This is a genomic window from Pseudarthrobacter sp. HLT1-3 (genome assembly GCF_059383535.1).
Genome location: NZ_JBWZCJ010000026.1, coordinates 1 through 15,311, shown reverse-complemented (window position 1 = coordinate 15,311; position 15,311 = coordinate 1). Strand labels below are relative to the sequence as shown.

Annotated in this window: 10 protein-coding genes; 6 read left to right on the top strand and 4 right to left on the bottom strand. The window is 63.5% G+C overall.

All coding sequences use genetic code 11. The features are described 5' to 3' along the window. Nucleotides 1-549: 549 nt before the first annotated feature. Complete coding sequence (locus AC50X9_RS18445) at nt 550-1,377, top strand: alpha/beta fold hydrolase (RefSeq protein WP_494895952.1); 828 nt, start codon at nt 550-552, stop codon at nt 1,375-1,377. A 169-nt stretch (nt 1,378-1,546) separates the two neighbouring features. Here AC50X9_RS18445 and AC50X9_RS18440 read toward each other — a convergent pair whose 3' ends face one another. Together AC50X9_RS18440 and AC50X9_RS18435 are read right to left on the bottom strand one after the other, a co-directional pair. Beyond that, nucleotides 1,547-2,083 carry an SRPBCC family protein gene (locus AC50X9_RS18440; protein WP_494895950.1) on the bottom strand — a complete coding sequence of 179 codons (537 nt, stop codon included), beginning with the start codon at nt 2,081-2,083 and terminating at the stop codon, nt 1,547-1,549. Nucleotides 2,084-2,390: 307 nt separating this feature from the next. Beyond that, nucleotides 2,391-3,635: an IS110 family RNA-guided transposase gene (locus AC50X9_RS18435; protein ID WP_494895948.1), complete on the bottom strand. Its 1,245-nt coding sequence runs from the start codon at nt 3,633-3,635 to the stop codon at nt 2,391-2,393. Between the two features lie 66 nt (nt 3,636-3,701). Here AC50X9_RS18435 and AC50X9_RS18430 point away from each other — a divergent pair, with 66 nt between their 5' ends. Further along, nucleotides 3,702-5,069, top strand: a complete 1,368-nt coding sequence (locus AC50X9_RS18430) for an IS256 family transposase (protein ID WP_494895946.1) — start codon at nt 3,702-3,704, stop codon at nt 5,067-5,069. Nucleotides 5,070-5,482: 413 nt separating this feature from the next. Here the strand turns inward: AC50X9_RS18430 and AC50X9_RS18425 are convergent, their stop codons facing one another. Next, nucleotides 5,483-6,022: a hypothetical protein gene (locus tag AC50X9_RS18425; RefSeq protein WP_494895944.1), complete on the bottom strand. Its 540-nt coding sequence runs from the start codon at nt 6,020-6,022 to the stop codon at nt 5,483-5,485. Between the two features lie 818 nt (nt 6,023-6,840). Here AC50X9_RS18425 and AC50X9_RS18420 point away from each other — a divergent pair. After that, nucleotides 6,841-9,132, top strand: coding sequence for a phytase (locus AC50X9_RS18420; protein WP_494895941.1), 2,292 nt, complete (start codon nt 6,841-6,843; stop codon nt 9,130-9,132). Between the two features lie 1,092 nt (nt 9,133-10,224). Here the strand turns inward: AC50X9_RS18420 and AC50X9_RS18415 are convergent. After that, nucleotides 10,225-10,689 carry a DUF8821 family protein gene (locus AC50X9_RS18415; RefSeq protein ID WP_494895936.1) on the bottom strand — a complete coding sequence of 155 codons (465 nt, stop codon included), beginning with the start codon at nt 10,687-10,689 and terminating at the stop codon, nt 10,225-10,227. Nucleotides 10,690-11,316: 627 nt separating this feature from the next. Between AC50X9_RS18415 and AC50X9_RS18410 the strand changes: the two genes are divergently transcribed. The 3 genes from AC50X9_RS18410 to AC50X9_RS18400 all read left to right on the top strand — a co-directional run bounded on the left by AC50X9_RS18410 (nt 11,317) and on the right by AC50X9_RS18400 (nt 14,910). Next, entirely contained in the window at nt 11,317-11,901 is a 585-nt protein-coding gene (locus AC50X9_RS18410; protein WP_494895934.1) for an HhH-GPD-type base excision DNA repair protein, read from the top strand. A gap of 1,067 nt (nt 11,902-12,968) precedes the next feature. Then, complete coding sequence (locus AC50X9_RS18405) at nt 12,969-13,991, top strand: DUF808 domain-containing protein (protein WP_494895932.1); 1,023 nt, start codon at nt 12,969-12,971, stop codon at nt 13,989-13,991. Between the two features lie 238 nt (nt 13,992-14,229). Next, complete coding sequence (locus AC50X9_RS18400) at nt 14,230-14,910, top strand: haloacid dehalogenase type II (RefSeq protein WP_494895930.1); 681 nt, start codon at nt 14,230-14,232, stop codon at nt 14,908-14,910. Nucleotides 14,911-15,311 lie beyond the last annotated feature (401 nt).

Here is a 15,311-nt window from a genome sequence, read left to right as displayed (position 1 = left end):
CTTCCCAATTTATCACCGAGAACGAATCGCACTCGGAAGCCCGTGTGCGCCTTGACTACCTGTCTAACGTGAAACCGCTGATTTCGAATAGCTCAATTGGCTGCTGCGGCGCAGGCCTGGCCACGGACAAACGTCAGAGGGCCGATCAGGTCGACACGGTAAAGCAAAACCCGCCACTCCGCCGAAAGCATCCCTAATCCGACCCAGTCCGGAACCGGTACGATCCGATCCCAAGCCCCTGGGTGTTAACAGTGTGCTCACCCCATATTTACCGCTCCAGAGCGCCGCACCCGAACGGATTCAGCGTTTGAAAAGCCTGGCCGATCCACTCGCTGCAGCACGGTCGAATCCCGTACGCGACTGAACCGGGTGTGGAGGCCTGGCTCACAGGCCGGATCACGCTACTGGCTTGAAGGACTTTCACGGCGTCCACCTCCCGCCAGTTATCAATACGAGTCGACGGAAGCCTGTCCACCGAAGGCCCAGCGACGGGACGCCGAGAAAATTCTGGGCCGGGCAGGCCCCCGGGAGGCCACATAGTTTCGGGTGGTGTTGCAGCCACGGATCGATCATTACGATGTGGACATGGAGCGACGGATCAACGACGTCCTAATTCATTACGTTGAGCACGGTTGCGGCGTGCCTCTTATTGCCCTTCACGGCGCCGGTGTTGATCACCGCGAGATCGAGGCGGCGATCGAGGCCGTCGTCCCCGGCCCGGGATACCGGCGGATCTATCCGGATCTGCCAGGAATGGGCCGCTCCACGACCGGCGATCTGGGTTGCAACGACGATGTGGTCGCGGTAATCGCTGAGTTCATTGATCGGCTAGAGGCCGGACCGGTGATGTTGCTTGGGCATTCCTACGGCGCATATCTTGCGCGCGGCGTGGCTGCACAGCGGCCCGACATCGTGGGCGCCCTGGCCCTGCTATGCCCCGTCGCCGAGCACTCACAAAATGTGCCCGACCATCAGGTGATTTGTCAGGACGCAAACGCGTACGACGAACTCGAACCTGAGCAACGGCACGGTTTCGATGAATACTTCGTCGTGCGCACGTCGGCCACCGCCCGCCGCTACCGCAGCCATGTCGTGCCGGGCACGACGCTCGTTGACGCGACTGGGCTAGGCCGAATCTTCGCCGAATGGACGGTCGACGTCGGGTCGAGTACCTTCCCGGCGCAGACCCTGATCGTGGCCGGACGACTTGATTCGATCGTTGGGTACACCGACGCAATGGACTTACTGGAGCGCTATCCGCGCGCCACCCTGGCAGTAGTCGACGGCGCGGGCCATGCACTCATGCACGAGCGGCCGGAGCTCCTCGCCGCGTTGCTCGGAGATTGGCTTGACCGGGCTCGCCCAGGCGGCAAGTGACGACCATCCCCCGAGGCCCGGTCCGATCACAGAACAGGGTTTGGAGGGTACTCGGTTCGCTTCCTCTGCCGGTTGACCGGCGCCCGATGGTTCTGCCGGCCCGCCGTCGCTATCCGGGTGACGACGCCGCGGCCAACATGAGTGTCTGAACAGTACGTCTCACCACGCCCTAGTTGCCCTCTGCGCGGCTCCTGATCCCGTGGAGCATCCGCCGGGACATGATGAAACTGGCAATCTCCACCGCCTCGACCAGGCACCGGGCCCACCCCTGCCGGTAGGCATAACGCTCCCGTACCAGAAGCCGGGTGTTGCCGTCGGAATGTGGCTTCAGGACAAATGCCAGGTCTGCGGTAGCAGCCGGGGCAAGGTGAAAGCGATCGTCTACCTTGATGTCCTGCCACTCCGGGTGGATACGGTCAGCACTGCGGATGTCCAGGCCGGCGAGGTTTTCAAGGAAGTCGTAGCTGTAGAGTCCGCCGCGCCCCTGACCCATCTGCGCCAACCATGGCCACACTGCGTTCGCCGGAGCCTTGATGGTGATCGCCCGCGTTGACTGCAGATCGGCAATGGACAGGAAGTCGTCGCCCGGAAGCCCGCCGTCGGCTTCGGCGGCGGTGGCACCCCAGCGCAATTGAAAGCGCCGGAACAGGAAACCCGATGCCACCAGCCCAGCGACCACTGCGGCGGGGGTGGAAGGCTGTTTCATGGTTTGTGGCTTCGCCATCGGGCAATTCTCCAGACTGCCGATTCCGCTGTCACGGGCCATAAGCCCCGGGGCCGGCCCATTCCGGGATGCACGTCCGAGGCCACCGCGGGACTTTCATCCTTGCCCCTGATGCGCGGACCCGCATTCTTGATGTGGGCATTTCACGCCGTACCACTGCGCGGCCTGGCACTCAACACGTTCCGGACTTCCGGTTGAAACGGAGCTGACCGGTCGCGCTGACATGAAAATTGCGGTGACCCCGTCCCGGTGACCGGAGGATCCGGTGGGTTGGCGTCGTAGCCGGTCGTTATCCGGTTTGTTGCAGGGGTTCGAGGATGACCTGGTAGCCCAGGGATTCGAGCTGACCAATCGCGCGGGCCTTGGCCTTGGCCGGTGCCTGGCGGGTGAAGTAGTCGGCTCCGGGGTCCTTGTAGAGTTCGCCGGTGGTGAGCATGTGCCAGGCCGCGGTGAGCATGGAGTGTTCAACCGCGACGAGTGCCTTGGAGGGTCCCCGCCGGGAGGTGGTGCGCCGGTATTTAGCGGAGAAGTAGGTGTTCTTCGATCGTGCTGCCGCGAGGGCAGCGATGCCGAGGGCTCCTTTGAGGTAGCGGTTGCCGGGGCGTGTTTTGGCGGACTTGACCCGTCCGGCGGATTCGTTGGAGCCCGGGGCCGCGCCGGCCCAGGATGCCAGGTGCCCCGCGGTGGGGAACACGGTCATGTCGGCGCCGGTTTCGGCGATGAAGACCTCGGCGATGGTGGTGCTGAATCCCGGGATGCTGATCAGGAGTTCCTGGGCGAGGCGAAAGGGCGCGATCGCCTCCTCAATCCTGGCGCTCAGGGCCTCGATGTCGGCGGTGTGGGCGTCGATCCGGTGCAGATACAGTTGCGCCATGTAGCGGTGGTGGCTGCTGAACCGGCCGGTCAGCGCATTGGTGAGCTCGGGGATCTTTGAACGCATCCGTCCGTGGGCCAGGTCTGCCAGGGTCGCCGGATCGTCTTGGCCTTTGATCAGTGCCTGCAGCATGAGCCGTCCGGAGACGCCGGTGATGTCCGAGGCCACCGAGGAAAGTTTGATGCAGGCGTCCTCAAGCAGTTTCTCCAGCCGCTGGATTTCCCGGGTCCGTTCACGGGTGATGATGGTCCTGGCCCGGGTCAGGTCCCGCAGTTCCCGGATTGGGGGCGGGGGCACGAAGGAGGCCCGCACCAGCCCGTGGGCGCCGAGGTCGGCCAGCCAGGCGGCGTCTGAGACGTCGGTTTTGCGGCCCGGCACGTTCCTGGCGTCACGGGCGTTGACCAGGACCACGTCAAGCCCGTCGTCTTCGAGCAGGTAGTAGAAGGGACGCCAGTAGTCACTGGTCGCTTCCATGACAACCAGGCTCACATGTTCGTTCAGGAGGTGCTCTTTCAGATCCAGGATCTGTTCGGTCATCGCACCCCAGGTGGTGACCATCGACGTGGTGGGCCTGGACCCGCGGCCCTGCACGCGGACGCAGACCTTCGCGTCCTTCTTCGAGATATCAATGCCCGCGCACCGCGGGTGGATCACTTCCATGGCGGAGTGTCAGATGGTTTGTGTAGGGGGTTTCGGTCCAGCGATTGATTGGAGAACACTGTGACCATGATTGATTCCAACGAAGAGCTCAGTGCCGAGCTCGCCGCCAAGGTCGCTGCCGCCGGAGGCATGGAGCAGCTGAAGGACTCGGGCGCCTTCGACGAGCTGATGGAACAGATCGACTCCGGCGAGCTGCAGATCGACGGCAAACACGGGTTCCTGAACCAGATGATCAAGGCCGTGCTGGAACGCGGGCTGCAGGCCGAGCTGGCAGGTCATCTGGGCTATGAGAAGGGAGATCGGGCGGCGCGGCTGCTGCCGAACTCACGCAACGGCTCTTACCCGAAGACTCTGGCCAGCCAGGTCGGCGACGTTGAGCTGGCCGTGCCGCGGGACCGTAACGGTTCGTTCACGCCGCAACTGGTGCCCAAGGGCTCCCGCCGTACCGGCGGGCTGGATGAGATGATCATCAGCCTTTACGCCGGCGGGATGACGGTCCGCGACATCCAATATCACCTGGAGTCCACGATCGGCACCGAACTCTCGCGCGAGACGATCTCGAAGATCACCGACGAGGTCCTGGAGGAAGTGCTGGTCTGGCAGCGCCGGCCGCTGGATCCGCTCTATCCGATCCTGTATCTGGATGCGATCGTGGTGAAGATCCGCGAGGGCGCCCAAGTGCGCAACAAGGCCGCGCACATCGCCGTGGGCGTGGACATGGCCGGCATCAAGCACGTTTTGGGCATCTGGGTCGAGGCCACCGAAGGCGCGAAGTTCTGGGCCGGGGTCTGCGCAGAGCTGGCCAACCGCGGCGTGAAGGACGTGCTCATCGTCTGTTGCGACGGGCTGACAGGGTTCCCCGAAGCCGTTGCGGCCACCTGGCCGCTGGCAACCGTGCAGACCTGCGTGGTGCACCTGATCCGGGCCTCGATGCGCTTCATCGGTTACCAGGACCGGAAGAAGGTAGCCGCGGCGCTGAAGCCTATCTATACGGCCCCGAGCATCGAGGCGGCAGAAGCGGCGCTGGAGGACTTCGCGGCCTCACCGCTGGGCGGCAAATACCCGGCCACCGTGAACACCTGGCGCAACAGCTGGGAGAAATTCGTTCCCTTCCTGGCGTTCCCGCCGCCGCTGCGCAAAATCATCTACACCACCAACGCCATCGAGTCGCTGAACTACCAGCTCCGCAAGATCATCAAGAACCGCGGCCATTTCCCCAACGACATCGCCGCAGTGAAGCTGCTCTGGCTGGCGATCTGCAACATCGAAGACAAACGCGCCCTTGAACGGGTCAAACTCCACGGAAGGGCCCGCGAGAACAGGCATAAGTCGAACAACATCCTCGTCGAAGGCGCCTTCACTCAGGGCTGGAACGAAGCGCTCGGCGTCCTCGCCCTGACCTATCCCGACCGAATAGAACCACACCTGAATTAGAAAACTACCGGCGCCACTTACACAAAAAACTTGACAAGCTCCCATGCCCGCGCACCGCGGGTGGATCACTTCCATGGCGGATCACCCTTCCCAGTCATGCCAGCAGGAAGGGATCACCCTTCCCAGTCATGCCAGCAGGAATCAAGGTGTCTGTGTTCCGGGGAGGACGGATAAAACGACAAATCTGACATTCGTGCTCAAAGGCAACAATCCACGGTCCCGCGGACAACAAAGCTGTGCCCTCCACCACCAAACTAACCCACAGGCTCACCGGCACCATAGAGCGACCGGGGTCGACCGGAACACACTCCTTAAGTGTGTCCCCGCACCCCGGACAAGCACCAGAGAGCCACGGGTTTCAGGCTTTGCACAGATTTTCCATGCCCACGGCGGAGCGCAGCGCCCCTCAGGAACTAACCCCGGTTTGGGTAACCGAGGTGGCGCTTGATTTCATCGAGTTCCGCGCTGAGCTCGTCGACCTGCAGGCTGAATCTCGCAAAGACGGCCTTACGGCGCTGGGCGTCCCGGTAGCTCACCATGAGCGCCGCCACGCCCAGGGGCACGGCAACAGCCAGGGCCCAGCCGGATGCTGCCAGGAATTCCACCGCGACCGGAAGCGAGGCCCGGAAATCGGTAAATTCATTGACACCGTCCACCACACCATTCAGGACCGCGTCCAGGGGTCCCAGGAACTGCCCAACAACAGGGGTATCTGCCAGCGAGGGGGCTTCGAGCCGCTCTTGCCCGCCGCCGCCCCAGCGTGAATCTCCGAGATGGGACAGGACGTAGATGCCTGCTGCGATGTTGGCCACCGCAAAGACCAGTACGGAGCCGAGCGCAGCCCAGTGAACGCGGCGAGGCCGCCAGAAACAGAGCAACAGCCCTGTGGCAATGGCCGAGAGCCAGGTCAGGGCCCGCAACCACTCGCCGCTTACGCCGCTCAGAATGTCCACAGCACCGCCCCTTCCTGGACTCCCTTGGCAGGTTATCGCGTTCACCCCCGTCCCCGGGTGCGACACGTCTGGCCCTGCGCGGTCGATGGGATTGGCACGGTGACCATCTCTGATTCCCTGCTCCAGCCCGTCGCTGTCTCCGTTGCCCGCATTGCCAGCTCGGCCGGACACATCAGGCCGGGGCTGGGCGCAATTGCTCTATTCGTCCTCCCCGCCCAGTTTGCTGGCTACCTGAGGCTGGCCGGGGTTACACGGGTCTGCCCTCATCAAGGTGGTGGAGCGACGGCTTCTGGTCTCCACCCTCGCCTCCCTCGCCGTGGAGGTGGGCGATGCCGGGCGCCGGACTTAAGATAAACCGGCCTTGGGCCCTCAACCAAGAGCGACTAGTGCGGGGCTGAAAGACGGGTAGTGCCAGCCAATATACAAGTACCGGGAAGCCCTTGCCACGCTGGTCGGCCTCTTATCCCGGGCATACACTGGCCAGGTCTCGTTGGGCCCTAATATCTTCGAAACACCTCACGGTTCGGCGCTGGGACGCCCGCGCCTGGCAGAACGAAGGGAGCGATGTCTGTGCGCAGTCTCCCGAATCGACATAGTCCGCGCGGTCCGGGAACGGACTCCGGAAGGCGCCGGGCCTCAATGGACCCGGCCATCATCCGTCCGGGCATGGGCCGGCAGCCTCACTGGGTCGCACCCCGGATTGCCGCACATGCCTCAGCCGGACTGAAGGCGAAGGCGGCCGATGTGCAGCCTGTTGATCCGCGTCGTTTCTCGTCGGTTGCCCGGAACTGTCGGCATCAAACTTTGGGAGGCCAGGGGTGACACTCAAATCGAAGTTTGCTGCCATGCTGACGGTGGCTGGACTACTCGCTGGACTACATGTGGGGCTCGCCGCTCCGGTCGCGAGTGCGGCCGTGGCGCAGGTGAGCGCAACGGTCGAAACGGCCCCGATACACGGATCAGGGGATGCCGCGGACGACCCGGCCATCTGGATCCACCCCACCGACCCGTCGAAGAGCACCATCATCGGCACGGACAAGAGCACGGATGGGCGCGGTCTTGTCGTCTACGACCTGTCTGGACGGGAGTTGTTCTACTACCCCGACGGACGGATGAACAATGTTGATGTCCGCTACAACTTTCCCCTCGGCAGCAGCCGCGTCGGCTTGGTTGGTGTCTCGAACCGAGTAAGGAGCCTTGACTTCTACAAGGTCAACGAGTCGGACCGCTCGCTGACGAAGGTCGGCAGCTTCGCTCCCACCGCCAACATCGGCACGCCCCGCGGGTTCTCCTTCTACCACTCCCCGGACACCGGTAAGTATTTCGCTTATGTCACCGATATCGGCAAGGTCGAGCAGTGGGAACTTGATGGCTCCACCGGATCAGTTACGGGACGGCTCGTGCGCAGCTGGAAGGTGAGCGGTCCCGCCCACACCGAGGGCCTGGTCGCCGATGATGAGATGAAGCGGCTCTACATCGCGCAGGAGGACATCGGCGGGATCTGGCGCTACGGCGCCGAGCCCGGGGACTCGACCGCCGGGACGAAAGTTGTCAGCACCACCGAGAATGGCGGCGACATCGTCCAGGACATCAAGGGCATCAGCATCTACTACGGTAGCGGTGGCGCCGGTTACCTGCTGGCCGCGAGCCAGGGCTCCAACCGATTCCACGCCTACGCCCGCGACGACAACCGGCCGCTGGGAGCCTTCGCCATCCCTGCCGGGAACGGGATAGACGCCGTGACCGGCATGGACGGGATAGACGTCACCAACTTCGGGGTCGGCGGGCCCTTCCCCCAGGGCTTCTTCGTCACACAGGACACCGGCAACGACAACGGGCAGCGCCAGAACTTCAAGGCGGTGCCATGGCAGTCCATCGCTGCCGCCTACACGCCGGCTCTACTCGTCGATGCTGCCTATGACCCGCGCAAAATCGGAGCTGGGACCCCCACCCCCCAACCGCCGGACACGACGATCACAAGCAAGCCAGCCAACCCGACGAGCTCCACATCGGCTCAGTTCAGCGTCACCTCGACATCGACCAGCGCGACCTTCGCCTGCTCGCTCGACTCGGCGGCATTCGCCAACTGCATCAGTCCGGTGTCGTACACAGGACTGTCCGACGGCGCGCATACCTTCCAGGTTCGTGCCTCTGACCAGAACGGCGCCGACCCGACTCCCGCCAGCTATACGTGGACCGTGGACACGACGCCTCCGACAGGGGACACTACGCCCCCGGAGACGACGATCACGTCGGGACCACCTGCGACTTCGACGTCGACCGGTGCCTCCTTCGCATTCACCTCAAGTGAAGCCAATTCGACGTTCCAGTGCAGCCTGGACGGTGTGTCGCGCGTCGCGTGCACCTCGCCCCAGACCTACACCGGGTTGTCGACCGGGTCCCACACATTCGGTGTCTGGGCCACCGACGCAGCCGGCAACACCGATGCGACAGCAGCGACGCAGACCTGGAGCGTCAGCCCCACCGACCCGGGCGGCGGCAGCGGCATCGTCCGCGAGTCGGTGAGCCAAGCCACGAACACCGCAGCGAGCACCACGCTTTCGATCCCCAAGCCGGCCAACGTCGCCCAGGGGGATCTCCTGGTCAGCTGTCTCTCCCTGAACGGCGGCAGCATCACCGCGACAGGTGTCCCGGCCGGGTGGACACGGCTGGCCGCCGTGACCACCATCGCAAACCCGAAAGTCTACGGCTACTACAAGGTGGCCACTGCGTCCGAGTCGGCGAGCTATTCCTGGACGACAACTTCGACGACAAGCGGAGGGGGTATCGCGAGGTATTCCGGCGCCTCAGGGCTTGACACCGCCGCCACGACCGCGTCCGGCGCGGCAACATCCTCGGGAACCGTCCCAGCAGTGACGAGCACGACCGCGAACGCGATGCTCGTCGGATGCATGAGCGTCAACTCCGGCTCGGTCACCCTCACTACGCCGACCGGGATGGCCCAGGCAGTCGAGACCGGCGCACGCCGCTTCGAGGTTGCCGACGGCATTCAGGCGATCGCGGGACCAAGCGGGACGAAGACGTGGACGTTCAGCGCCGCCCGCGAGTGGGCCGGTTGGCTGGTTGCGCTTCGACCAAAGACGCCGTAACTCCCCTCGCACCGGCTCTCAGGGCCAAGAAAGAACGAGCGGCACTGCGAGCATGATTGAGCGGGGCTCATGCTCGCAGGGCAGGCTTGGCAGCGTTCTCAAGCCTGTGAAGCCGTGCGCGTCCCTCAATCACCCCAGATCCCAGCAGGCGGAAGGTTAACCACGGCCCTGAACCTGCCACCCACATGAGTTCATAAGCGATCGCGGCACCAAGCACCGACCGCGGCCAGCATCAGAGAGACCTACAGAGGGGCAATGTGCACACATGAAATGCAAAAGACCCCTCTGACGAGGGCCATGCTGTGCCCGAGGTGGGACTCGAACCGGGTACCAAACCCTTGAAAATCCGCCACTCCCGCGAGAACCTCCGCAATCCGGCCCAGTCCGGCACCAGAACGACCCGATCCGAAGCCCAAGGTGTGCATATTGTGCACACCCCCATTTTTACCATTTTGTTGCCGGCCCAGAATTCTGCCGTGGCAGTGCGGGCCACGACAGTTTCACGCTGTGCGTGATGTGCCTCCGCTCTGGCCTAATGTTCTCCGTAGCGTAAGTAACAACTTCTATCAGACACACGCAGAGGTGGCATTGCACAGTTTGGGAGTCGAAATGGGTCATAGCTGTTCGTTCCTCTTTTCCGAACATCTCATAGGCAAACGGGTACGTAGCGGCATGACTGACACTCACTGGCCGGCCTTGCAGAAGTTTGGCACCCAAGGCTCTGCGTTGCGCCGTTGCCTATGCTTGGGTTGACCCATCCGGGTGTTCGACCCGCGCCACTCTGCATGCCCAGTTAGTGCCCGGAAGCGTCGCGGCCAGCCTGCAGAGCCTGGCAGCCGGGTTTCCAGGCGTGACGTCATGGACAGCCGCACCTCTGAGGCGCAAGCTGCCGCGGCCGGCCGCGACCCCTGCTGTGAATGGCAGGCTGGCCTTTGTGGCCTGTGGCTCACGATGGTCGGCCCAGGAGCGGCGCTATGCCCGGATCGATCACCGGCGCACAGTCGCCGGGGCAAGTGTGAGGACTCTCTATTCCGTCAGCAAGACGGTGAAAACCACACCAGGGGGCGGCACGGCCCGCGGAACGTCAGCTGATCAATACTCGCCCTTGATCACGAAGTAGGAGCCGCGGATAACGCCTGCCAGCTTTGATTTCTGGCGGGCGAATCTGAAACGTGATGCCAGTTCCTCTGGAATCTCCATACCTTCGGCCAGTTTGAATCCGACCGCTCGTTTCCCGCCGTCCTCAATGCTGTACATGACGTTGATCGACAGCCCCGACTCGTAGAACACGTAATCCATCCGCAAACCGTCGACTTCGAAGGCAGTTGCTTCGAGCGGGCGGGAGTCGATGACGATGTCGCGTTCGTCCTTTAGGATCCGGCTGACCCGGTCGACCACCTCCGGAACCTCGATTGCCGGGCTAACGGTGAAGACGTGGTCGTACTTGTTGCGGTAGTAGCGCCCCTCATTGGCGCGCAAGCCAGCAAGCGCCGCGGCGACCGGAGACGATTCCAAGCCGACAGTCGAAACGTTCGTGAAGTCAACAACGTATGGCATGCGCCCTCCGGATTCGACGTGTTGGACCAACGATATCGCGACAACATGCATCCGCCCACGTTCGAACGCCTGCATGCTGCCCGGCCCCCAGCGACCTGACCAGCACGGCCGTACGTGACCAGCCGCGAACCTCCACCGCCAACCGCCAACCGCTGGACATGGCTACGGCTTGGCAAAATGATCGGCAGTCGTCCCACGCAGAGACCGGTGAGCCGTCATCCTGCGCCGGTGACGAGCGCGACGCGCGGCCTGTTGACGTCCATAATGGTTTTCCTTGTGTCTTTGAGGCTCCAACAGTCGTCATGGCCTTTCCGACACGCCGATTTCCCGCATGGCCTCCCTCATTGACCCCTCCCAGGTTCCACCCCTGCGGAGGCGGTGCTGGCCCAGCCGGGCAGTACCGGGGGCATCCCGCCCGAAAACTCCAAGAGGCGGCCGGCCATACACACCGTCCGACATCCCCCTTCATCAGCTATTGCGCTGACCACACCGGAATCCACCAGTCATTCGGTGGGACCGAACTCAGCATCCCGCTGGCCGAGCCAGTGGGGCGTGGCAGCGTGGACAGCAACGCCCGGCTGTCGGTGGTGCCATGACGCGGCTCGGAGCAGGTGGGAGGATGGGCGCATGGAACTGCACATCACTGGCGACCCTGCCGCCGACCGGCTGCTCAGCAATGACGCGTTTGCACTTCTAATCGGCATGCTGCTTGACCAGCAAGTGACCATGGAGTCTGCGTTCGCCGGACCCGAAAAGATCCGGACGCGGCTCGGGTCCATGTCCCCCGCCGCAATCGCCGAATATGAACCGGCCGGCTTCGTTGAGATCTTCAAGGAGCGTCCCTCCGTTCACCGCTTCCCCGGCTCAATGGCCAGCCGCGTCCAGAATCTCGCAGCAACCGTACAGCGCGATTGGAATGGGGACGCAACGGCCATCTGGAACCAGGACGACCCTGACGGCCAGGAAGTGCTGCGCAGGCTGAAGGGATTGCCCGGCTTCGGAGAGCAGAAGGCAAAGATCTTCCTCGCACTACTCGGCAAGCAGTGCGGACTCCAGGCACAAGGCTGGCGTGAGGCTGCTGACCCCTATGGCCAGGAGAGCGCATTTCTTTCTGTCGCCGACATCGTGGACTCCGAGTCACTGAAAAGGGTGCGCGCCAGCAAGCAGGCTGCCAAGGCCGCCATCAAAGCCGCGAAGGCATCCGAGCACTGAAAAGGATGGAATGAATTAAGGGGTTCCAATACGTTTGTTGTCCTGCTGGGCGGCCCCGGCAATGAATCAGACATTGCCCACACGTTCAGGTCCCGGTGGAACGCTCCGGTCCTGCACGACGCCCTGCAGCAGCCGCTTCTGACACGGTCCACACAATCCATGGCGGGCGTACGGGGCGCGCATTCCGATAGGTGCCCGACAGTGCCCCGCAACGAAAAGGCGAATGAACCGGCAGGAACGTCATGTCCGGCAGAACTCGTCCCGGCATGAACTCGCGTAGCAGAAATAGGCAAGGCGGGAGCCACCAAGTCAACGGCATGACACACACCCGGGTGTGGACAATTTCCACACACCCTGGGCCCGACAAGGCGGCACCCACCTCTCCCCCAGGCTCTAAGTGAATAGGGAATCCGGAGAAGGGATCTTATGGAACCGCCGCAGGACATATTGCCAACAGAACCCGGCGGCATGAATGGGTACTAGACCCGCAACGGGCACCAGAACAAGCCACAAATGAGGCCAATGACCCCACATCCCAACAGACGGAGGGCTCACAGCCATGGCCTCTGACCCCGCCGCCTACAAAACTTCACAGGCCACCGCGGCAGCCAGGCTACAGGCCGCACCAAGCGTCAGAGACCCGACCAGGTACACACTTTAAAGCAAGAAACCCCTCAGAGGTAGTACAACCCTGACGTGTATCCCGCCCTGGATGTTCCTGGCCTAATCCGGCCTGATCGCTCCCCGCCACGCGACCGCGTCGCCGCCGGCTGGCACTGAAAATGCAGTTGCGGGGCCAAAACGAGTCCATGGATCCAGAACTGGTCGGAGTCGGCCGAGGCAGCCCGCGAAAATTGGACACTGCACTTTGAATAGGTCAGCTCGACGCCACTCCGCGGTCACGGTGCCCCAAACTAGCCAGCGCGGCTGGCGTGCGTCCCCGCGCACGCACGCCACTCCCAGTCAACGGGGTGCCCGCCACCGTATAATCTGAGCATGCCGACCACACGCCTCAACCGAGGCCTCCATGCCCTGCAGTCCCCCCTCGAGCAGTGCGGGAGCGGTCTGTGAGCGGCGGTCTCGTCGCCCTGCTGGATGACGTCGCAGCCTTGGTCCGCATAGCGGCCGCCTCGGTGGACGACGTCGCTGCCGGGGCGGCGAAGGCGGGAGCCAAGGCCGCCGGCGTGGTGATCGACGACGCCGCCGTTACCCCGCAGTACGTTTCGGGGGCGGACCCGTCCCGCGAACTGCCGATGATCAAGCGGATCTTCTGGGGCTCGCTTCGGAACAAGCTGCTGATTATCCTGCCGGCCCTGCTGCTCGTCAGTGCCTTCGTACCAGGAGCCATCCCGTTCATCCTCATGCTGGGCGGCACCTACCTCTGCTACGAGGGCGCCGAGAAGGTCTGGCACAAGTTCCGCGGCGACCACGCGGACGAAGAGGTGCCGGCGGTCGAACGGGGTCCGGAGGCGGAGGCTAAGGTCACCAAGGGCGCCATCACCACCGACTTCATCCTGTCCTGCGAGATCATGGTCATCTCGATGAACGAGGTGGCAGATGAGTCCTTGTGGGTCCGGGCGCTCATCCTGGTCGTCGTAGCGCTCCTGATCACGGTGCTCGTTTACGGTGCCGTCGCACTGATTGTCAAGATGGACGACATCGGGCTGCACCTGACCTCGAAGGACTCCGCGGGCTCCCAGCGCTTTGGCCAGCTGCTCGTCAAGGGGATGCCCGCCGTGCTGGCCGGAATAACCCTCGTCGGGACCATCGCCATGCTTTGGGTTGGTGGTCACATCATGCTGCAGGGACTATACGACCTCGGCTGGCACGTGCCCTACGACTTCGTCCATGTCCTCGAAGCCCCTTTCGCCGGGATCCCGGCGGTGGGCGGCTTCCTGGCCTGGCTCGTCAACACCCTGTGCTCGGCCGTCCTCGGACTCGCTTGGGGCCTCATCGTCATGACGATCTTGCACCCGCTACTAAAAATGTTGCCGTTCGGCAGGGAGAAGAGCGTGCACGAAGAGGGCGACGTCCGCGCCGCACTCGCCGGCTATCGGCCGACGAAACGCAGCGTCGATCCCGCCTCTTAGCTCGGCCGTGTAGCAGCGTCGCCGGCCGGGCTGCCGGTGCAGCCAGCGAGAGCGATAGCGATCACGACGAGCGCAGGCGCCACGACGCCTGGCCGCAAGGCTTTTCCCGGTGAAAAACGGTTGCGAGTGTTCATGGAGGTTCCTTTCCGGGAACTGTGGGAGGGCAAGGTCTTATGAGGCCTGCCGGTGTTTCTAGGGGAGACTTGGACGAAGAGTCTGCACACCACAAGGAGAATTCATGACCGATGCCATGCCAGTAATCGTCTTCGATGTCAACGAAACTCTCTCCGACATGTCCCCCATGGGCGAACGCTTCAGCGAGATCGGTGCGCCGGCTGAACTGGCCAAACTTTGGTTCGCTACCCTGCTGCGCGACGGCTTCGCCCTCACGGCCAGCGGCGACAAGGGATTTTTCGCCGCCATCGGGGCCGAGGCACTCCGGGGACTTCTTACTGGGGTGGGACTCAACCAGCCACTTGAGACCGCGGTCGAGCATGTCATGGGCGGCATGACGGGCCTGAGCTTACATCAGGACGTCCCGAATGGAATTAGGGCACTCACCGCTGCCGGGTTCCGGCTCATCACACTGAGCAACGGTTCTGCCCAGATCGCCGGGAAGCTGCTCACCGACGCCGGAATCCGTGACGAGTTTCAGGCGCTACTCTCGGTCGAAGACGCGGCCGCATGGAAGCCTGCACGGGCATCCTACGAATATGCCGCCGCCACCTGCGAGGCCGACCCCGCTGACATGGTGCTGGTCGCCGTCCATCCATGGGACATCCACGGCGCCGCCCGCGCGGGCCTGCGCACGGCATGGCTGAACAGGGCCGGGGAAAGCTACCCCAGCTACTTTCAGGCTCCTGAATTCACAGTCACCGCGCTGACCGAGCTTCCCGCGGCCCTGGCAGCAACGTACTGACGAGGTCCGTTGATCCACCGGACGGTTCGGGTACGGATGATCGCTGCGCCCAGGACATGCATAATCACCCGGATCAGATCCGTCGACCCACAGCCTGGTCAGGCCTTCCTTCCCCAACCCAGTCTTGGCCATCCGGGCGGCACCCGAGCTGTTCCCCCGGCGGACATCGGCCTACCGGACATGACCGGGCCGTCTCGCTCAAAAGTGATGCCGCGGTTTTTGTCAGAGCTCCCTGACGTTCGTGGCCCCGTGAGTACTGGCTCAGAGACTCAGTCCTCCGGAGCCAGAGGAAGAACTCCCCTAGGAGCGTGGGGCGGTAGTGGTTTTACGTGATCCACGAGAAGCCCTGCTTGCTGACTGGTAGCGCGTTGTCATCTTGATGGCCGGCTGTCAGCAGCGGT